Consider the following 19,196-nt stretch of genomic DNA (forward strand, 5'->3'; position numbering starts at 1 on the left):
ACAAGGCCAACCTGGCCAGCTACTACGCCGGGGACGACGGCATGGCCCGGGCCGAGATGGTGATCTACGACAAGGAGGGCCGCACCCGGGAGCGGGAGTTCACGATCCTCCGGAAGGACAAGGAGGACGGGGGCGAGCAGTTCTACTACGTCTACTTTCACCGCCCGGGCGACGTGCGAAAGACCGTGTTCATGGTCCACAAGCACATCGACCGGGACGACGACCGGTGGCTCTACCTGCCGGCCCTCGATCTCGTGAAGCGGATCGCGGCCTCGGACAAGCGAACGAGCTTCGTGGGCTCCCACTTCTTCTACGAGGACGTCTCCGGCCGCAATCCCGCCGAGGACACCCATACCCTCAAGGAGGAGACCGAGGAGTACTACGTGCTCGACAACGTGCCGAAGGACCCCTCCAACGTGGAGTTCGCCCATTACCTGGTGTGGATCGACAAGACCACGTTCCTGCCCATGAAGGCGGAGTACTACGACGGCCAGGGCAAGGTGTACCGCCGGATGGAGGTGCTGGAAGTCAAGGAGATCCAGGGGATCCCCACGGTGACCAAGGCCAGGATGAGCGACCTCAACACAGGCGGGTACACCGAGTTGACCTTCAAAAACATCGAGTACAACAAGGGCATCCCGGAGGACGTGTTCACCGAGCGCTACCTGCGAAAGCCCCCCCGGAAGTACATCCGGCGGTAGCGCGGCGAGGAGGTTGGGAAGCTGGGAGGGCGGGGCGATAGCCCCCCTGCCCCCCGACCCACGACCAACGACCAACGACCTGCGACCCACGACCGACCACAGGAGTCTTTCCATGCACGGACACAAGAGGGTATGGACCGCGTTTCTGGCCCTTGTGGCGGCGGCGCCGGCCGCGGCCCAGGACCTGCCGTTTCACGGGTTCGTGGAGGCGGCCGCCGCCAGCCGCGTGGTGAACGACGAAACTACCGACGACGACATCCTTCTGGAGGAAGCCCGGTTCCAGGTGGACCTCATCCACGAGGTGGACGCGGCCACCATGGCGTTCCGGGCGGACTTCCTCCACGACGGGGTCGAGGGTGGAAGCCAGATCGACGTGCGCGAGGCCAACATCGTGCTCACCCCGCTCGACAGCCTCGACCTCAAGATCGGCCGCCAGGTGCTCACCTGGGGCACCGGGGATCTGATCTTCCTCAACGACCTCTTCCCCAAGGACTGGCAGAGCTTCTTCATCGGGCGGGACGACGAGTACCTCAAGAAGCCCTCGGACGCCCTGCGGGCCTCGTGGTACGGCGACCTTTGGAACCTGGACTTCGCCTGGATGCCCGTGTTCGAGCCCGACGGGTTCATCTCGGGGGAGCGCATCAGTTACTGGAACCCGATGGCCGGCCGGCGGTTCGGCCCGGACGACCCGGAGATCGATCCCGATGAGCCCGACCGGAGCCTGGGGAAGGGATCGTTCGCGGCCCGGCTTTACGGCACCTTGGCCGGGTGGGAGACCGCGCTCTACGGCTACCGGGGACACTGGGGCCAGCCCAAGGGGTTCGACATGGGCGCGAACCGGGCCTACTTCCCCCGGCTCGAGGCCTGGGGCGCGAGCGCCCGCGGGGCCCTCCTGGGCGGCATCGCCTCCACCGAGTTCGCCTGGTACCGGAGCCTCGACGACCTGGACGGCGACGATCCCACGGTGCCCAACTCCCAACTGCGCTGGCTCGGGAGCTTCTCCCACGAGATCGCCCGGGACCAGACCCTGGGGCTTCAGGCCTACCTGGAGCGGGCGATGGACTACCCCGACGTGGGGTTCACCGACCAGAACCGCTGGTGGCTCACGGCCCGGTATACGGGGCTCTTTCTGCAGCAGAACCTGACGCTGTCGCTCTTTGCCTTCTACTCGCCCACCGAAGACGACGCCTACCTGCGGCCCAAGGCGAGCTACAAGGTTTCGGACGAGGTCCTGGTGACCGTGGGAGGGAACGTCTTCCTGGGCGCCCACGACGACACGTTCTTCGGGCAGTTCGAGGACAACACCAACGTCTACGCGCGGGTGCGGTACAGTTTCTAGGGCTGGGAGGCTGGAAAGCTAGGAAGCTGGGAGGCTGGGCGGCTATTTGCCCGGTGGCAAACGCCCTCCGAAGAGGGGGCCTGCTGGCGCGCCGGGCGTGGCCACGACAGTGGCCGGATGCCGCACTCACGCACGGCCGGGAACAAGCCCCATGCCCTGGCAACTTCCTTGTGCGCCTCTATTGGCGCCGGGTTGACAGGAATCGACCGCGGCGGGCCGCCCGGTGGCCACGTGGCCGCCGGGCGTCGGCCCGGCTGGGTTTCCGACTTCCGGATCCCGGTTCCCTCTACGACTCCCCCGCCTTCACCCGCAGGGTCCGGAGCCGGTTCAGGGCGGCGGCCAACTCGAACCGGCGGAACCCGGCCAGGTCGCCCAGGGGTCGGTCGGTGAGGGCGTCGAGCCCGCGGTCGTCCACCTCGGCCTCGATCCGGTCCAGGATCTCGGCCAGGGTCCGCCGGCCGTCGGCGAGGGCCCGCACCCGAAGGAGCGCGGCCCCGACGGCCCGGAGCTGGCCCGGGTGCACGAGCTGCTCCACGGCCGAGACGTCGATCTCCTCGGTACCGAAGAGCACCGTCTTCACCCCCCGGCTCCGCACGCTCTCCTCCCGGCGGCCCCGGCTCGGGTCGAGGCTCGCTCCCAGGGGCCGCCGGTGCGTCACCGCCCCGAACCCCGGCCCCCCCTCGGGCCGCCGCTCGGCCCGGTACCGCTCGGCGATCTCCCGGGCCCGGGCCGTCACGTCCACGGGCCGGTAGGCGTCCATCGCGATCACGGTGTCGGCCACGTCGAAGTAGTCCCCGCTCCCGCCCATCACAAGCACCGTGGACACCCCCCGCTCGGTCCAGAGCTGGCGCACCTTGTCCACGAACGGGGTGATCGGCTCCTTCTCCTTGGCAATGAGTTCCTGCATCCGGTGGTCACGGATCATGAAATTCGTGGCCGAGGTGTCCTCGTCCACCAGGAGCACCCGAGCGCCGGCCTCTAACGCTTCCATGATGTTAGCCGCCTGGGAGGTGGAGCCCGACGCGTCCTGGGTGGAGAACGCAGCCGTGTCCACCCCTCCGGGCAGGTTCGAGATGAACGCCCGGATGTCCACCCCGGCCACGGCCCGGCCGTCCTCCGACCGGATCTTCACGGCCGAGGCGTCGGTCACCACGAACTCCCGGCCGTCTCCCGGCCGGTGGTTGTACACCCCGAGTTCCAGGGCCTCCAGGAGCGTGCTCTTGCCGTGGAACCCGCCCCCCACGATCAGGGTGATGCCCCGGGGGATGCCCATCCCGGCGATCCGGCCCCGGTTGGGCAACTCCACCTCCACCCGCAGGCTCGGCGGGCTTTGGAACGGCACCGCCCCCCGCTCCAGGGGCCGGGGGTCCACCCCGCTCCGCCGCGGCAGAACGCTCCCGTCGGCCACAAACGCCACGAGGCCCAGCTCCGGGAGAAGGGCTCGGAGGGCCTCGGCGTCCTCGTTGGTTTCGGCCGCCGCCCGGACCTCCCGCGGGTCGAGGCTCCGGTACCGAAGCGCCCGGTCCACCACCCGGGGCACCGCGTCGCACAGGAGTTCCGCCGCGGCCCGACCCAGGATCCGCCTCCCCCGCGCCGGAAGCCCCACGAAAAACCGGACCTCCAGTTCCCCGCCGCGCACCTGGGCCGCCGTGGTCCGAAGGACCTCCTGACCGGGCGCGTCGAGGTCGATCTTCCCGCTCTTCCCCGACCCCGCGTGCGTGGAGGCCCGGCGGGCCTCGGCCGCGAACCGCCGGGCCAGGAGATGGCAAATCCCGAGGGTGCGCGGCTCCGAGGAAAACAGGTCCGGGGGGAACCCGGCCGCGTCGAGGGGAAGCCGCACCCGAAGCCGGCTGGGCGCCGCGAAGGGGTCGCCCTGGACGTGGTCCACGGTCAGGCGGAAGTCCCCGAAATCGTAAGAGCTTTTGATGTCCTTGTAGGCGGGGTAAGGCCCGTTGTCGAGCCGCAGCAGGATCCTGCGCAGGTCTTCCTGGCTCGGCATGGGGAACCCTCTAGTTTCGCCGGAAAAGCGGGGAAGCCAAAAAGCGGGGGGATCAGTCCAGGGTGAACTCCCGGATCCCAAGGAAGTGTCCCGTGCCGGTCACATAGTCCAGCTCGGCCCGCACCAGGGCGGTGTGGCCGTCCTCGATCTCCAGGAACCGCCGGAACAACGCCTTGGCCTCGGGATCGTCCACCCCGTCCACGAGCTGGCGGTAGTGGGCACTCACCTCCTCCTCGAGCCGAAGGGACTCCTCCAGATGGCCCAGGCCGTAGCTGCGTTCGGGGTAGCCCTTGGCCTCAGCCAGGCGCTTCTTTCCCTCCTGGAGCCAGTCGCGGCGGGGAACGGCCGACTCGATCTCGGTGGGACCGATGGCACCCGTGGAGAGCCACTGCTCCCGCTTGTGCTCCAGATACTCCACGTGCCGGGCCTCCTCCGCGGCCATGAGGCCGAAAAACTCCCGGGCTTCCCCTTCCGGAGCCCCCTGCCGCGCCTTCTCGTAATGGGCCTGGACCTTCCGTTCGAACGCGAGCGCCGAGGCCAGGGCTTCTTCGATGGTCATGGGCATCTCTCCCTCTCGGGCACACCGAGCCGCCCTTTGAACCGGGCAACTTCCGTTTCCGCCGTTCCTCCTCGGAGGACGTTCTCTCCCGGATCCGCCCCTTATGCCCGCCCACCAACAAACGAACGGGTGTGCAAGTCGGTGTACTGTTTCAACCTCTCAAAATGATGGTCCGAATGCCAGAGTTCGCATCCCCCCGCGATGGCCGCCTGCGCGACCAGGAGGTCGGGCAGTGGCACCGTCAGGCCCTTCCGCCGCACCTTAAAGCCCAAGCGTGAGGCGTCCTCCCATACCGCGTCATCGAGAACCACCGAAGGCAAAGCGGAAAACCCTCTCCATAGCCGGGACCAGCCCTCCTCGTCCCGTGCACCCACCAGCAGTTCTGCGCGTACCACCCAACAGGTGCGGGCCCTCCCTTCCAGTAACACATCCTGGACGGCGCGCTGGATCTCAGCGGGACCGTTCTTCCGGAGGAACCAGATCCAGACCGACGTATCGATGAGTACCGGCCTCACGCCTCGTCCCCGGGTCCGATGCCTGCGGCCCTCCATTTCTCCAGTTCCTCGACGCTCATATCCACGATGTCAGACCCTGCGAGGGAGGCCAACTCCTCCACCCGCCGGCGTCGCACGTACTCCCGGAGGGCGCACTCCAATGCCTCCCGCTTCGTCCTCGCTCCGCTCAGGCGGACGACCTCTTCCATCAACCTGTCGTCTACCGCTACGGACCACCTCCCCATGGTGCCTCCTTCCGGTGCGGGTCTGCTCCAACCGGTCAGCACGCTACCGGCGAAAGACCACCTCGTCAAGCCCGCCGTGACAAACCTTGATTGTTGTTTACGACCCACGGGGTTGGTACCGTGGTCATCCCACCGGGAGGAGTGAGCATGGACACCGGTCGCCAAACGTTTCGCCCCACCGAGGCCCGGATCGATCTGGGCGCCGTCGTCCACAACGTGCGGGCGCTCGGGGCGCTCACGCCCGCCGGCACGGCGTTCATGGCCGTGGTCAAGGCCGACGCCTACGGCCACGGCGCCGTGCCCGTGGCCCGGGCGGCCCGGGACGCCGGGGCCTCGTGGTTCGGGGTGGCGCTTTTGGAGGAGGCGCTGGAACTCCGGGGGGCGGGGCTTTCGGAGCCGGTCCTGGTGCTCGGGGCCGTGCCGGCCTCCGCGGCCCCGGCCGCGGTCGGGGCGGGCGTGCGGCTTGCGCTGTTCGACCCGGACCTGGCCCGGGCCCTCGACGCGGCCGCGCGGGGGCGGGGGCGACCGGCCAGGGTGCACCTCAAGATCGACACGGGGATGGGCCGGGTCGGGGTGCGGCCCGAGGATCTCCCCGCGTTCTTGGATCTCCTGGGGACGCTCCCCGGGGTCGAGGTCGAGGGGGTGTTCACCCATTTCGCCACGGCCGACGAGACCGACCTCTCGTTCGCGCGGAACCAGTTGGAGCGGTTCCACCGGTGCCTGGAGCTTCTCTCCCACCGGGGCGTCCGCCCCCGGATCCGTCACGCGGCGAACACGGCCGGCATCCTGGCGCTGCCCGAGTCCCACCTGGACCTCGTGCGGGCCGGGATCGGGCTCTACGGGATCTACCCCTCGGACGAGGTGGTGCGCTCGGCCGACCTCCGGCCGGTGCTCCGCTGGACCACCCGGATCGCCCACCTAAAGGACGTGCCCCCCGGGACCCCCCTCTCCTACGGCCGCACCCACGTGACCCCCGGCCCCCGGCGGATCGCCACGCTGCCCGTGGGATACGGCGACGGCTACCCCCGGCTCCTCTCGAACCGCGGAGCGGTGCTGGTGCGGGGCCGCCGCGCCCCCGTCGTCGGCCGGGTGTGCATGGACATGATCCTGGTGGACGTGACCGAGGTACCCGGCGCGGAACCCGGAGACGAGGTGGTGCTCCTGGGCCGCCAGGGGGAGGAGGAGATCCCGGCCGACGAACTCGCCCGGCTGACCGGCACCATCCCCTACGAGATCACCTGCAACGTGGGGAAACGGGTGCCGAGGCGGCTAGAAGGCTAGAAGGCTGGGAGGCTAGGAGGCTAGGAGGCTGGGGAGCTGTTCGCCGCTACCCCTGCGGGAACTCCCCGACGCCGGGGAGATCACGGGCGGGGTTCCGCGGTGGGAGCGGCGTCCACGCCGCGATCCGGGCCGAAGGCCCGAAAAAGAGACGTCGTCACGGCTCGGAAGCCGCTCCCACACACGAAAGCGCGCCGTCAGAGCGGAATCTGGAGGGGGTTCAGCCGCCCAGCCTCCTCGCCTCCCAGCTTTCTGGCCGAGATCACTCCTTCGTCACCTCGGCGTCCTCGAGCATGAGGGCGTAGCGGTAGCCGAAGCCGAAGTCCTTGTCGGTCGCCACCGTGCCCCGCACAAGCACGGTGTCGCCTACGCTCGCCCGGGCCTGGGTGGTGACCGTGAGGTCGTTCGCGCCCTCGGCGCCCGTGCCGTCGCGCAGGTGGATCCAGTTCCGGCCCATGATGCCGGCGTTGAACTTGACGACCTTCCCCCGCACCACCACCTGCTGGCCGGCCAGGTCCGTCTTTTGGGCGAAAAGCTCCTCCACGGTGTGCCCCCCCTCGGCTTTGCGGATGCCCGTGAGGTCCACGTCGGCGGCCATTTTCGCCCGGGAGGCGGCGCCGGTCTGGGGGGCTTCCGCCGCGGCCATGTCCTGGCCCGCAGGCACGATGGCCGAGGAGAAGTAGAGCATCTCGAAGGTCCGGTCCAGGGTCTTGCTGTGGTAGCCGGGCATGGGCATGGGGTTTTGCACCACCACCTCCTGGCCCACCTCCACCCGGACCTGGGGGGCGGCCGCCCACACCTCGCCCTGGGGCGTCTTCACCTTGACGTAGGTGTAGCCGCCGGTGTCCATGGTTTCGAGCACGGGCCCGGCCATCGGGCCGGACGCCGGAGCCGGTGCCGGGGCGGCCTCGGTTTGGGCCGGGGGTTCGGCCGGTTTGGCCGGCTCCTGGGTGGCGACGGGGGACGGGGACGGGCTGCTGCAGGCGGCAAGCCCTGCGGCAAGGGCAAGGGTCCAGATTCGGTTCACGGCATGCTCCCGGGTCGTGGGGAAACGAAAAACGGGCCAACGGCCCGGGAGGGTATCACACCGGGATCCAAAACCCCATAAGAGGGGGATTAAAATCCGTTTCGGCCGCCCCGGCGTTCAGGCGTGCCCGGCCCGGGCGAGAACGGGCTTGGGGTCCACGGCCGAAAGCTCCAGGGCGGCGGCCGCGAGAGGCAGGCCCGCCGCCAGGGCCAGGAGCTGGGTCACGTACACCACCGGGATCGTGAACCCCAGGTCGCTGGCCATCTCGGGCTGGCGCTCATCCAGGTTCACCTGGCACAGGGGGCAGGCCACGGCCACCAGGTCCGCGCCCCGGGCCTTGGCGTCCTGGAGCACCTTGGCCGTGAGTTCCTTGGCCCGCTCCACCTGGGGCACCGAGAGGCTCCCGCCGCAGCAGTCGGTCTTGCGCGACCACTCCACCGGCTGGGCCCCCAGGGCCCGCACGATCCGCTCCATCGATCGGGGATTTTCGGGGTCGGGGGCCCCCGTGATCCGGGCCGGCCGGGTGAGAAGGCACCCGTAATAGCAGGCCACCTTGAGGCCCGCGAGCGGCCGCCGGGGCTCGAACCCGTCGCCCGCGACCCGGCGTTCCAGCAGATCCAGGGCGCTCTCCACGTTCACGGTGTCCCGGTACTCGTACCGCATCCAGTCGTCCACCCGCACGGCCAGGGCGCCGTCGTCCCGGTACTCGGCCAGGGCCGCCTTGAACCGGCCGTAGCAGGCCGCGCAGGGCGCCACCACCCGCTCGACGCCCATCCGTTCGATCAGCGCGAGGTTCCGAAGGGGCAGGGCCGCGGCGAGAAAGGCGTCGGTGCCGTGGGCCGGGGTGGTGCCGCAACAGGTCCACCCCGGGGGCTCCACGAGCTCCACGCCCAGGTGCTGGGCCGCGGCCCGAAACGACCGGTCGTAGGCCCGGCCGGTGGCGTGCAGCGAGCACCCGGGGTAGTACGCCACCCGGTTCGGGGCGGTGCCCACCCACGGCGGCCGCCGGGACGGGCGGGCCACCTCGGGCAGGAGCCGGATCTTGCCCTTCCGGATCATGCGAAGCCCCATCGGCAGGTCCCGCAGGGGCTGCATCTCCCGCAGGTTCAGCTCGCCGATGAGCCCCAGCTCGTACACCCGGCCGAGGGTCTTCACCTGGCGCATGAACGCCTTGTAGAACCGGGCCACCTCGGGCACCGAGGGCCGGTCCAGGGTCTCCTGCCGGAACCGGTCGAGGATCGTGGGCAAGTCGATCCCCTGGGGGCACCGGGTGACGCAGGTCTGGCACGAGGCGCACAGCCACACCGTGCGGCTTCGGGCCACGGAGGTGTCGCCCTCCTGGATGGCCCGGAGGACCTCGCTCGGCAGCAGATCGAAGTGCTCGGCCATGGGGCACCCGGCCGAGCACCGCTGGCACTGGTAGCACAGGTAGGCGTTCTCGCCGGTGGACTGCTCCACCTTCCGGGCCAGGGCGTCGTGGGTCTGAAGCGCGTTCATGGGGCACCTTCCGGGGTCTTCGGTGTCCGGTTCCCGGTCTGCGGCGGGCAGGCGGTTCACCCGCCGGCGTGGGCCGCGTCGGGCAGGGGTTGGGGCCGGGGCAGGAGCCCGGCGCCCTCCACGATGGGCCGCACGGCCTCCTCCCACTCGATGGCCATGATGTGCACCCCGGCCACGCCGGGGATCTCCCGGACCTCCTGGATCTGTTCGATGCAGATCCGGATCCCCTCGGCCCGGAACGCCTTCGAGCGCTCGGCCTTGTCGTCGATGCCCTGGCCCGCCGCCACCATCCGGTCGACGATCTCGTCGGGGACGTCCATGCCCGGCACCTGGTCGCGCATGTACTTGGCCATGCCGGGTCCCTTCAGGGGGCTCAGGCCCGCGAGCACGTACACCTTGTCCAGGAGCCCCAGATCCCCCAGCCGGGCCATGAACTCCCGGAACCGGGCCATGTTGTAGATGCACTGGGTCTGGATGAACCGGGCCCCCGCCTTCACCTTTTTGGCCACCCGGAACGGCCGGTAGGGGTACGGCTCGGCGAAGGGGTTCTCGGCCGCGCCCAGGAAGAACCGGGGCGGCGCCCCCTCCACCTCCTCGCCGTTGGCGAACACCCCGCGCTCGCCCATGTCGGCCATGATCTTCAGCAGTTGGATCGAGTCGATGTCCCACACGTTCTTGGCGCCGGGGTGGTTCCCGAAGGTCTGGTGGTCGCCCGAGAGGCACAGGAGGTTCCTGAGCCCCAGGGCCCAGGCCCCCAGGAGATCGGCCTGGATGGCCAGGCGGTTGCGGTCGCGGCAGGTCATCTGCACCACCGGCTCCACCCCGGCCTGCCGGGCCAGCACCGCGGCCGCGATGGACGACATCCGGACCACGGCCGTCTGGTTGTCGGTGATGTTCACGGCGTCGGCCACCCCCCGGAGCAGGTCCGCCTTGCGCCGGATCACCTCGGGGTCGGCGCCCTTGGGCGGCCCGAGCTCGGCCGTGACGGCGAACCCGCCGGACGTGAGCACCCGCTCCAGATTGCTTCGGCTGTCGGCGTCGGACATGGCACGACTCCTTTGGAGGCTGGAAAGCTGGAAAGCCGGAAGGCTGGAAAGCCTAAAGCCTCCGGCCCTCTTCGCCGCCGTACCGGGCGGCGCGCGATCTGCCCACCGGGCCGGGCTACACGGCCTGCCGGGCCGGTTCGGCCTCCGGTTCCGCCGGGGGGCCCCGCCGGAGGTCTTCCCGCACGATGCGGCCCGGTCCCCCGCTGGGGCCGGTGGACCAGTCCTTGGGCGGCTGGATCTCGGCCAGCCGGTCCAGGTGGCCCAGGGCCTCCATGCGCTCGTAGATGAGGTGCCAGGCGCAGGGGGTGTCGGGGCTGACCTCGCATTTCCCCCCCTGGGACCCGCCGCAGGGGCCGTTCAGAAGGCTCTTGGAGCACCGGGCCACCGGGCAGATGCCGTCGGTGAGCCCGAGCACGCAGTCCCCGCACCCCTCGCATCGGGCCTCCCAGACCCCGTGTTCGGTGGGGAGGCCGTAGAACTTGGTGTTGAGCCCCGGCACCACCCGGAACTGGGGAAACCGCTCCACCACGGCCTGCACCCCCACCCCGCAGGCCAGGCTCACCACGCAGTCGGCCCCCTCCATCTCGGGCCGGGCCGCGTCCAGGTACTCCCACTCGCACTGGCGCTGGATCACGCCGTGGGTGGCCTCGAGCTCCCGGCCCTGGAGCCGGGCCCGCATCCGCAGGGACGAGGCCAGGATCTCGGCCTCCTTCTCCCCGCCGGCGAAGCACACGGTCACACAGGTGCCGCACCCCATCACGGCCACCCGCCGGGCCCCGTCGGTGAGCGCCAGGATCTCGTCGAGGGGTTTCTGCTCGGCCACGATCATGCCCGCACCTCCGCTTCCGGCGCTTCGGCCGGCCGCGCGGCCGGCGGTTCGGCGCCCTTCAGGGGATTCGGGCCCAGCGCCCGCACGTGCTCGGTCATCTCCGTGCAGATCTCCGCAAACCGCTGGGCCTGGGCCGACGAGAGGTTGTACATCCGCACCCTCTCGCCCCCGATCCCGATCTCGTCCAAGAGCCCGGCGATGTACCGGACCCGCCGCTTCGCGTTCGTATTACCTTCCAGGTAATGGCAGTCGCCCTCCAGTCACCCGGCCACGAACGCGCCGTCGGCGCCCCGCTCGAAGGCGTCGAGCACGTGGGCCACGTCGAGCTTGCCCGTGCAGGGGAGCCGCACCACCCGGATGCCCTCGGGGTAGCGCAGCCGCATGGCCCCGGCCAGGTCGGCCGCGCCGTAGGCGCAGTGGTGGCAACAGAACGCGACGATCCTGGGTTCGAACTCTTCCGCCATGGTGTCTCCTCCACGAGAGGGGGACTCTTGCGTCGCGGGCTCAGCAGCCGCCCGGGGCCGCGGCCTCGTCCTTGGCGCCCCGGTACCAGGTGTCGGCCCCGAGGAGGGCGTCCACCGCGGCGAGCACCTGGTCGTCGGCGTAGTGGGCGAGCTGGATCGCCTTGGCCGGGCACTCCCCGGCGCACACCCCGCAGCCGTGGCAGGTGGCCGGTTCGATGTAGGCGGCCCCCCGGATGCCCCCGGCGCCCAGGAGGTCGGGCCGGATCTTCGGCACCTCGTAGGGGCACACCCGCACGCAGGTGAGGCACCCGGCACACCGCTCGGCCACCACCTCGGCCACCACGCCCTCGCTCTCCACGTGCTCCTTGGCGAGCACGGTGGCCGCCCGGGCGGCCGCGGCCTGGGCCTGGGCCACCGACTCGGCCAGGAGCTTGGGGTAGTGGACGAGCCCGGCCAGGTAGAGCCCCCTCGTCTGGAAGTCCACGGGCCGCAGCTTCACGTGGGCCTCCAGCAGGAACCCGTCGGCGTCCAGGGGCACCTTGAGCCGGGTCGCCAACTCCCCCAGGTCGGCGTGGGGCACGGTGGGCTCGGCCAGCACGAGGAGCTCCGGGGCCAGCCGGACCTCGCGGCCGGTGGCCGCGTCGCGGTACCACACCCGCACCGTGCCGTCGCCCGTGGCCACCTGGGGGGGCTCCTCTTCCGGGTAGCGCCGGAACACGACTCCGCGGCGCCGGGCCTCGGTGTAGAGCCGCTCCTTGAACCCGTAGGTGCGGATGTCCTTATAGAGCACGGTCACCCGGGCCCGGGGCCGGAGCTCCTTGAGAATCAACGCGTTCTTGAGCGCCGTGGTGCAGCACGTGCGGGCGCAGAACCGCTGGGCCGGCCCGACGCACAGCACCATGACCACGTCCTCGGGGATCGACCGGCGGGCGATGGGCAGGTCCAGGTCGTGGCCGTTGCCCGAGGCTTTGTGGAACAGGAACTCCTCGAAGTCGAGGCCCGTGACGATGTCGGGGTGCTCCCCCAGCCCCAGCTCGGGCCCCCGGTACTCCCGGGCCCCGGTGGCCACCACCACGGCCCCGTGCTCCACCACGTCGGTGTCGCCCGAGCGGTGGCGGAGCCGGCTCGTGAAGTTCCCGGTGAACCCCGAAAGTTCCAGGAGTTCCGTGTCGAAATGGACCCGGATGTTCGGGTGCTGGAGCACCCGGCGCACCCGGTCCTCCAGGTACTCCCGGGGGCTCCGGCCGGTCTCCAGGAACCGGATCCGGCGGAGGTTCCCGCCGAGCTCCCCCGTGCGCTCCACCAGGTGCACCGGAAACCCCTGGTCCGCGAGGTCCAGGGCCGCTGCCATGCCGGCCGCCCCGCCCCCGAGCACCAGGGCCTGGCGCTTCACGGGGTACTTGAGGCTCCGGACCGGCTTGAGCCGGGTGGCCCGGGCCACGGCCGCCCGCACGAGATCCATGGCCTTGCGGGTCGCCCCCTCCCAGTCGCCGGCGTGGACCCAGGAGCACTGGTTGCGGATGTTCGCCATCTCGAACAGCATGGGATTGAGGCCCGCCGCCCGGACCGCGTCCTGGAACAGGGGCTCGTGGGTCCGGGGGCTGCACGAGGCCACCACCACGCGGTTCAGGTTCTTCTCCTTCACCGTCTCTGTGATGTGGGCCACCGTGTCCTGGCTGCAGGTGTAGAGGTTCGCCTCGGCGTGGGCCACCCCGGGAAGGCCGGCCGCGTACTCGGCCACCCCGGGCACGTCGAGAAACCCGCCGATGTTCGACCCGCAGTGGCACACGAACACCCCCACCCGGGGCTCCTCGCCGGTCACGTCCCGTTCGGGCGGGTACTCGGGCTCCCGGGTCAGGGTGCCCCGGGCCCCGGCCAGGAGGCTCCCGGCCCGGGAGGCCGCCCCGGAGGCCTCGACCACGGTCTCGGGGATGTCCTTGGGCTCCCGGAACGGCCCGGCCACGTAGATGCCCGGCCGGGACGCCTCCAGGGGCTTGAAGAGCGTAGTGCGGCAGAACCCGTGGTCGTCCACCTCGATCCCGAGCCGTCGGGCCAGATCCCGCACCGAGGCCGAGATCTCCATGCCCACCGACAGGACCACCAGGTCGAACCGCTCCTCCCGGATCTCCCGGCCCTGGACGTACCGCACCAGGAGGTCGCCGGTGGCGGGGTCCTCCACCAACCGCGACACCCGGCAGCGCTCGTAGCGCACGCCGTACTCCTCCCGGGCCCGGCGGTAGTAGGCGTCGTAGCCCTTGGAGAACGACCGGGTGTCCATGAAGAACACGGCCACCTCGGTGCCCGGCTCGTGCTCCTTGACCATCACGGCCTCCTTGGCCGCGTACATGCAGCACACGCTCGAGCAGTAATCGTGGTTCTGGTCCCGGGACCCGACGCACTGGAGGAACGCCACTTTCTCCGGCACCTTGCCATCCCCGGGGCGCTTCACGTGGCCCCGGGTGGGCCCCGAGGCCGAGAGCATCCGCTCGAGCTGGAGCGACGTGACCACGTTCGCGAACCGGCCCAGGCCGTACTCCTGGCTCAACCGCGCGTCATAAGCCTCGTACCCGGGGGCGAGCACCACGGCCCCCACCCGGAGCTCCTCGATCCGCTCCACCTCGTCGTGGTCCACGGCCTCGGCCTTGCACGCCTCGACGCAGGCGTAGCACTCGGAGCACACCCCGCAGCTCAGGCATCGCTCGGCCTCCTGGCGGGCCTCCTCCTCGGTGTACCCCAGGCTCACCTCGTCGAACCCCCGCACGCGCTCGGCCGCCTCCCGGGTTCGCACGTGCACCCGCCGGCCCTTTCGGATCTCGTCCCGGGCCATCCGGTCGCGCAGCTCCTCGTCGGAGAGTTCGGCCACCGGCAGCCGCTCCTTGGGCGCGGGTTTCACCTGCTCGCCCCGCAGGTAGGCGTGGATGCCCCGGGCCGCCCGGTGCCCCGAGGCCACGGCCTCGATCACGAAGGCCGTGCCGGTGGTGGTGTCCCCGGCGGCGAACAGCCCCGGCCGGGCCGTGGCCCCGGTCTCGGGGTCGGCCACCACGGTGTTCTGCCGGGTGATCTCCACCCCGGTGTCCGGGGGCAGGAACGCGAGCCCCGCCCGCTGGCCCACCGAGAAGATCACCGTGTCGCACTCCACCTCGAACTCCGAGCCGGGCACGGGCACCGGCCGGCGCCGGCCGGTCTCGTCGGGCTCGCCCGGGGCCATCCGCTGGAACCGCACGGCCCGGACCCGGCCGTCGGGTCCGGCCAGGATCTCCACCGGGTTCGAGTGAAACGTGAACGAAACCCCCTCCTCCTCGGCGTGGAGGATCTCGAGGGGATGGGCCGAGGCCTCCTCCCGGGAGCGGCGGTAGTGCACGGCCACGTCGGCGCCCAGGCGCACCGCGGTGCGGGCGCAGTCCATGGCCACGTCGCCCGCGCCGATCACCACGGCCCGCCGGCCGATAGGGGGCGGGTTTCCGAGCCGCACGTCCCGCAGGAACGAGGTGTTCGTGAGCACCCCGGGCAGGTCGTTCCCCGGGATGGGGAGCCGCACCCCCTCGTGGGCCCCCACGGCCACGAGCACCGCTTGATACCCGTCGGCGAAGAGGTCCTCCACGTTCCCCACGGGGTGGTTGAGCCGGAGGTCCACCCCCAGGTCCACGATCTCCTGGATCTCCCGCTCGATGATGGCGGCCGGCAGGCGGTACTCGGGCACCCCCACCCGGAGCATGCCGCCCGCCACGGGCAGCGCCTCGAACACCGTGACGGGGTAGCCCTCGAGCACCAGGTCCCGGGCCGCCGTAAGGCCGCAGGGCCCGGCGCCGATGATGGCGATGCGTTCGTCAAACCGCCGGGGGGCGGGTTCGGGGGGCTCGTAGGGCCGGGCGTAGGCCCAGTCGGCCACGAACCGCTTCAGGGCCCGGATGTCCAGGGCCTCGTCCACCCGGGCCCGGGTGCAGGCGTCCTCGCAGCGGTGGTTGCAGATGCGGCCGCAGATCCCGGGGAAGGGGTTGTCGAGCTTGATGGTCCGGAACGCGGCCTCGTAGTCCCCCGCCCGGATGTGGGCGATGTACCCCTGGGCCCGTTGGCCCGCCGGGCAGGCGTGGCGGCAGGGGCTCACCCCCCGCTTTTCCACGGCGAACGCGTTGGGCACCGCCTGGGGGTAGAGCTTGTGGATGGCCTTCCGGGTGGAGAGCCCCTCGTCGAAGGGGTTCGGAAGGGAGACCGGGCAGACCTTCTCGCAGTCGCCGCAGGCCGTGCACCGGTCCTCCCGCACGTATCGGGGCCGGCGCCGCAGCTTCACCCGGAAGTCGCCGGCGTGGCCCTCCAGGGCCAGCACGTCGGCGTTGGTGAGCACGTCGATGTTGAGGTGCCGGCCGGCGTCCACCAGCTTCGGGCTGATGGTGCACATAGCGCAGTCGTTCGTGGGGAACGTCTTGTCCAGCTGCGCCATGTGGCCGCCTATGGCGGAGCGCTGCTCCGCCAGGTACACCTTGAACCCGGCCTCGGCGAGGTCGAGGCTCGCCTGGATCCCGCCGATGCCGCCCCCCACTACGAGTACCGCGCCGGTCAGACCGGCGCCCCCGGACGCCTGAGCCATGAGCGAACCCCTCGAAACGGCTGGAAACGGGCCGCGCCGGGGGGCGAACCCTGTTCGCACCCCGAAGGAAACGGGCGACCGGTCGGGCCGCCCGGCGCGTTTTCCCTACACCTGCTTCGTGACCAGGGCGTACTCGGGAACCCCCTGGGGCTCGGCCTCCCAGGCGGCCTCGAGGGCGGCCTTCTGGTCGAGCACCGTCAGCACCATGTTCTGGATCATGTCGCTCGTGTAGTCGGTGGTGATCAGGTCGTCGGCCATGTCCAGGATCTCGATGCCCTCCTGGTAGCCGGTGCGGTACACGAGGTAGCTGGGCATCGGCAGCACCAGGATCACGCTGGTGCGGGTGGTCCGGAAGTCTTCCTGGATGAGCTCCAGGAGCCCCGTGCCGTCCTCCTCCAGGTACGGGAAGGTGGTGTGCAGGAGCACCAGGCTCGGCCGCTTCTGGAGCACCTTGTCCCGGCACCCCGCCACCTGGGTCACCTCGTCGACCCGAAGTTCCGGCCGGGCCTCGGTCAGGATCCGCCGGAGGCTCTTCACGCGGCTGCGGTCGGTGTCGATGATCATGACGTCGGTGTGGCGTTCCATGGCTGACCTCCTTCGGGAATCGTCCCCCGTGCGGGTTTGCCCATGGAGATAGCAACCCGCGTGCCAACGCCACAACCTCTCATTATTTCTATGGCTTTCCACCTAAATGCCGGCCGCCCCGCGGATGACGGGGGGCAAAACGGGGCAAACTGCCCCGCCGATTCCGGCGGCGGCGGGGGCCTCCCGGGCAAACACCCAGCAACTTCCTGTTTTACAAGCGATTTCCAGAACGCCCCTCCGTGGGGCAATGCGCCCCACGGAGGGGCGGGCGAAAGCCGTGGCGGGGCAATGCGCCCCACGGGCTCGACAGCGCCGGGTTCTCTGGCACCCTCTGAAGGGCCCGCTCTTCCCGAAGGCTCCGGCAACCCGCGGGGCGGCCCGTACGAAAACCCAGAACCTTCGCCCCTGACGCCGTTCGCCGTCCCTCACGGGTGAAAGCGGCGGGACCGGCGACCGAAGCCATGTGCCGAAGGAGGTGCCCATGCGATGGATCCTGCTCCTACTCGCCCTCCTGTGGGTGGCCGCGGGTGCGGCCCTGGTGCTCGACACCGCGAGGGTGCGGGCGTGGTACGAGCGCGTCGCGCCCCGGGGGCGGTTCGGGGTGTTCGGGGGGATTGCGGTGGCCGTGGGCGGGGTGCTGGTGGTGGGGGCGTTCGTCGGGGAGGCCGGGTTCTGGTGGCCGTTCCTGCTGGGGCTCGCCGCCCTCGGGAAGGGGGTGGTTCTCCTGCGGGCCCCGGGCCGGGCCGAGGCCGCCCTTCGGTGGTGGACCCGGGAGGCCGACGAGCGCACCTGCCGGGCCCTTGGGCTGCTGGTCTACACCCTGGGCGCGGCCCTCCTGGGGTCCCTGTTCTGAAGCGGCCCCGGGCGGTGGGAGACGGGCTCGGCTCAGCCGAGGCTCCGAACCTCCAGGTCCGGCAGGACCGCCCGGAACCGCTCCGCCGTTTCGGGATGGCAGGTGAAAAAGAGGATCTGGACGGCCCGGGCAAGGTCCGCGATGGCCTCGCAGGCGGCTTGGGCCCGCTCGGGATCGAAGTTCACCAGGATGTCGTCGAACACGAGCGGCAGGGGCTCGGTGCCCTGGAGGAACCGCCGCACGAACCCGAACCGGATGGACAGATAGAGCTGCTCCGCCGTGCCCCGGCTGAGCTCCTCGGGCCGGCGGGCCGTGCCGTCGGCCGCGAGGGCCCACAGCGCCCCGGGTTCGGAAAGGGGGGCCCGAATGCCGGTGTACCGCCCCCGGGTGAGCCGGGCGAACACCCGCTCGGCCTCCCGGAGCACGGCGGGGCGGTGGGCCTCCTCGTACCGCTCCCGGGCCGTGTCCAGCACGAACTGTGCGAGCCGCAGCCGCGCCCACCGCCGGGCCGCCTCCGCGAGCGCCCCCCTCTCCGCCTCCCACCGGAGCCGCAGGGCCGAGACCTCGTCCCGGCGCTCCAACTGCTCGAGTTCCCGGCGCCGGGCACCCAGGGCCTGGTTCACCTCGTCGAGGCCGGCCATGACCTCCGCAAGCCGCCCCTGGGCGTCGGCGGCCGCCTGCCGCCACTCCGCCACGCTCCGCTGGGCGAACGCCGCCCCCGCCCGCTCCAGGGCGTCGGGTCCCAGCAGGTTCCCGAGCTCCGCCTCCCGGGCGCGAAGCTCCCCTTCGAGCTGGAGCCTTCGGCCGTGGGCCTCGGCGAGCCGGCGGAACGCCTCCTCGTCGGCCGCCCCGGCCTGCGCCAGAAGACCGGCAATCTCCCGCTCGATGGCTGCCCGGGCGTCCCGGACCCCCTCGAGGTCCGCCTCGAGGTCGCGGATGCGGTCGTCCAGCGCCCCCGCCCGGTCCCGCGCCGCCCGGGCCTCTTCCAGCGCGTGGAAGAGCCGGCCCACCGCCGCGGGCAGATCCTCCCCCGGCCCGGGGTCCCGGCCGAGGCCGCCGAGGAGGGCGCGGGCCTCCCCTTCGAACGCCGCGATCTCCTCCCGGAGCGCCCGCAGTTCCTCGCCTCGCGCCTCGATGGCAGAGAGGATCTCCCGGCAGGCCTCCACGCGGGCGATCGCGTCCGGGGCCGCGGCGTCGGTAAGCCCGGCCGGAAGCCCCCTGCGCGCCACCTCGGCCGCCCAGGCCCGTTCCGCGGCCTCGAGACGGGCCCGGGCGGCGGCAAGACCCTCCCGCGCTTCCCGGACCCTCGCCTCCGCGCGTGCCGCTTCCTCCGCGGCTTCCCGCCAGCGCTCCTCGGCGAGCCGCCGCCCCCGCTCGGCCTCGGCCACCCGCTCGGCCTCGGCGAGGAGCTCCCCCACGGCCTCGGCAAACCCGGAGGCCTCCACCGGCGGCCGGCCGAGACCCTGGAGCAACCGGTTCAGAGCCCCGACATCCCGGGCCAGCCCCTCCTCCAGCCGGGTCCGGCGCTCCCGCAGGGCCCGCAGGGCGTCGCGACGGTCCCGCGCCGCCTCCAGCGTCCGCAGCGCCTCCACGGCCGCTTCGGGCCCCAGGGTCTCCCCGAACCCCTGGTCCCGGAGCCAGCCCGCCCACCGCTCCCGCTCCGCGGCGAGCGCGCGTTCGGCGTCGGCCACGGCG

16 protein-coding genes are annotated in these 19,196 nt (G+C 71.4%); 4 read left to right on the top strand and 12 right to left on the bottom strand.

The genetic code is table 11. From position 1 onward, the window contains the following. Both ACY0I8_RS09825 and ACY0I8_RS09830 read left to right on the top strand, forming a co-directional pair. Positions 1–701, top strand: a 701-nt coding sequence (locus ACY0I8_RS09825) for an outer membrane lipoprotein-sorting protein (RefSeq protein ID WP_461394599.1), incomplete at its 5' end; no start/stop codon positions are given. Between the two features lie 112 nt (positions 702–813). Then, a complete protein-coding gene (locus ACY0I8_RS09830; RefSeq protein WP_461394600.1) occupies positions 814–2,040 on the top strand; it encodes a hypothetical protein in 1,227 nt (408 codons plus the stop codon). Between the two features lie 286 nt (positions 2,041–2,326). Here the strand turns inward: ACY0I8_RS09830 and ACY0I8_RS09835 are convergent, their stop codons facing one another. From ACY0I8_RS09835 to ACY0I8_RS09850, 4 genes are all read right to left on the bottom strand, one after another. Further along, positions 2,327–4,039, bottom strand: coding sequence for an ABC-ATPase domain-containing protein (locus ACY0I8_RS09835; RefSeq protein WP_461394601.1), 1,713 nt, complete (start codon positions 4,037–4,039; stop codon positions 2,327–2,329). Between the two features lie 52 nt (positions 4,040–4,091). Continuing rightward, the gene (locus tag ACY0I8_RS09840; protein ID WP_461394602.1) at positions 4,092–4,598 is read right to left on the bottom strand and encodes a hypothetical protein; all 507 of its coding nucleotides are present in this window, start codon (positions 4,596–4,598) and stop codon (positions 4,092–4,094) included. A gap of 101 nt (positions 4,599–4,699) precedes the next feature. Next, positions 4,700–5,149, bottom strand: coding sequence for a type II toxin-antitoxin system VapC family toxin (vapC, locus tag ACY0I8_RS09845; protein ID WP_461394603.1), 450 nt, complete (start codon positions 5,147–5,149; stop codon positions 4,700–4,702). Beyond that, positions 5,110–5,337 carry a type II toxin-antitoxin system VapB family antitoxin gene (locus ACY0I8_RS09850; RefSeq protein ID WP_461394604.1) on the bottom strand — a complete coding sequence of 76 codons (228 nt, stop codon included), beginning with the start codon at positions 5,335–5,337 and terminating at the stop codon, positions 5,110–5,112. Before ACY0I8_RS09850 ends, vapC begins: the two co-directional genes overlap by 40 nt. Positions 5,338–5,484: 147 nt before the next feature. Here ACY0I8_RS09850 and alr point away from each other — a divergent pair, with 147 nt between their 5' ends. Further along, complete coding sequence (gene alr, locus ACY0I8_RS09855) at positions 5,485–6,618, top strand: alanine racemase (protein ID WP_461394605.1); 1,134 nt, start codon at positions 5,485–5,487, stop codon at positions 6,616–6,618. A 259-nt stretch (positions 6,619–6,877) separates the two neighbouring features. On the opposite strand, the gene ACY0I8_RS09860 is transcribed toward alr, so the two are convergent. The 7 genes from ACY0I8_RS09860 to ACY0I8_RS09890 all read right to left on the bottom strand — a co-directional run bounded on the left by ACY0I8_RS09860 (position 6,878) and on the right by ACY0I8_RS09890 (position 16,648). Further along, on the bottom strand, positions 6,878–7,642 hold the full coding sequence (locus ACY0I8_RS09860) for a hypothetical protein (RefSeq protein WP_461394606.1): 765 nt from the start codon (positions 7,640–7,642) through the stop codon (positions 6,878–6,880). A 117-nt stretch (positions 7,643–7,759) separates the two neighbouring features. Next, entirely contained in the window at positions 7,760–9,139 is a 1,380-nt protein-coding gene (locus ACY0I8_RS09865; RefSeq protein ID WP_461394607.1) for a heterodisulfide reductase-related iron-sulfur binding cluster, read from the bottom strand. A 56-nt stretch (positions 9,140–9,195) separates the two neighbouring features. Beyond that, positions 9,196–10,185 (bottom strand): methylenetetrahydrofolate reductase, encoded by a 990-nt coding sequence (locus tag ACY0I8_RS09870; RefSeq protein WP_461394608.1) that lies wholly within the window; start codon positions 10,183–10,185, stop codon positions 9,196–9,198. Positions 10,186–10,300: 115 nt separating this feature from the next. After that, positions 10,301–11,014 (bottom strand): methylenetetrahydrofolate reductase C-terminal domain-containing protein, encoded by a 714-nt coding sequence (locus tag ACY0I8_RS09875; RefSeq protein WP_461394609.1) that lies wholly within the window; start codon positions 11,012–11,014, stop codon positions 10,301–10,303. Beyond that, on the bottom strand, positions 11,011–11,478 hold the full coding sequence (locus tag ACY0I8_RS09880; protein WP_459941908.1) for a hydrogenase iron-sulfur subunit: 468 nt from the start codon (positions 11,476–11,478) through the stop codon (positions 11,011–11,013). The genes ACY0I8_RS09875 and ACY0I8_RS09880 overlap by 4 nt, the downstream gene beginning before the upstream one ends. Before the next feature lie 40 nt (positions 11,479–11,518). Then, positions 11,519–16,063, bottom strand: coding sequence for an FAD-dependent oxidoreductase (locus ACY0I8_RS09885; RefSeq protein ID WP_461394610.1), 4,545 nt, complete (start codon positions 16,061–16,063; stop codon positions 11,519–11,521). A 105-nt stretch (positions 16,064–16,168) separates the two neighbouring features. After that, positions 16,169–16,648 (bottom strand): response regulator, encoded by a 480-nt coding sequence (locus ACY0I8_RS09890; RefSeq protein WP_461394611.1) that lies wholly within the window; start codon positions 16,646–16,648, stop codon positions 16,169–16,171. A 481-nt stretch (positions 16,649–17,129) separates the two neighbouring features. Here ACY0I8_RS09890 and ACY0I8_RS09895 point away from each other — a divergent pair, with 481 nt between their 5' ends. Further along, entirely contained in the window at positions 17,130–17,501 is a 372-nt protein-coding gene (locus tag ACY0I8_RS09895; protein ID WP_461394612.1) for a hypothetical protein, read from the top strand. Positions 17,502–17,533: 32 nt separating this feature from the next. On the opposite strand, the gene ACY0I8_RS09900 is transcribed toward ACY0I8_RS09895, so the two are convergent. Then, positions 17,534–19,196, bottom strand: a 1,663-nt coding sequence (locus tag ACY0I8_RS09900) for an ATP-binding protein (protein WP_461394613.1), incomplete at its 5' end; no start/stop codon positions are given.

This window comes from Deferrisoma sp., assembly GCF_054681715.1.

What these genes read in the sequence shown, in the direction of transcription:
- ACY0I8_RS09850 (WP_461394604.1), bottom strand. Translation starts at nt 5,337, where the DNA reads ATGGGGAGGTGGTCCGTAGCGGTAGACGACAGGTTGATGGAAGAGGTC.
- ACY0I8_RS09865 (WP_461394607.1), bottom strand. Translation starts at nt 9,139, where the DNA reads ATGAACGCGCTTCAGACCCACGACGCCCTGGCCCGGAAGGTGGAGCAG.
- ACY0I8_RS09870 (WP_461394608.1), bottom strand. Translation starts at nt 10,185, where the DNA reads ATGTCCGACGCCGACAGCCGAAGCAATCTGGAGCGGGTGCTCACGTCC.
- ACY0I8_RS09895 (WP_461394612.1), top strand. Translation starts at nt 17,130, where the DNA reads ATGCGATGGATCCTGCTCCTACTCGCCCTCCTGTGGGTGGCCGCGGGT.
- ACY0I8_RS09840 (WP_461394602.1), bottom strand. Translation starts at nt 4,598, where the DNA reads ATGACCATCGAAGAAGCCCTGGCCTCGGCGCTCGCGTTCGAACGGAAG.
- alr (WP_461394605.1), top strand. Translation starts at nt 5,485, where the DNA reads ATGGACACCGGTCGCCAAACGTTTCGCCCCACCGAGGCCCGGATCGAT.
- vapC (WP_461394603.1), bottom strand. Translation starts at nt 5,149, where the DNA reads ATGGAGGGCCGCAGGCATCGGACCCGGGGACGAGGCGTGAGGCCGGTA.
- ACY0I8_RS09890 (WP_461394611.1), bottom strand. Translation starts at nt 16,648, where the DNA reads ATGGAACGCCACACCGACGTCATGATCATCGACACCGACCGCAGCCGC.
- ACY0I8_RS09885 (WP_461394610.1), bottom strand. Translation starts at nt 16,063, where the DNA reads ATGGCTCAGGCGTCCGGGGGCGCCGGTCTGACCGGCGCGGTACTCGTA.
- ACY0I8_RS09830 (WP_461394600.1), top strand. Translation starts at nt 814, where the DNA reads ATGCACGGACACAAGAGGGTATGGACCGCGTTTCTGGCCCTTGTGGCG.
- ACY0I8_RS09875 (WP_461394609.1), bottom strand. Translation starts at nt 11,014, where the DNA reads ATGATCGTGGCCGAGCAGAAACCCCTCGACGAGATCCTGGCGCTCACC.
- ACY0I8_RS09835 (WP_461394601.1), bottom strand. Translation starts at nt 4,039, where the DNA reads ATGCCGAGCCAGGAAGACCTGCGCAGGATCCTGCTGCGGCTCGACAAC.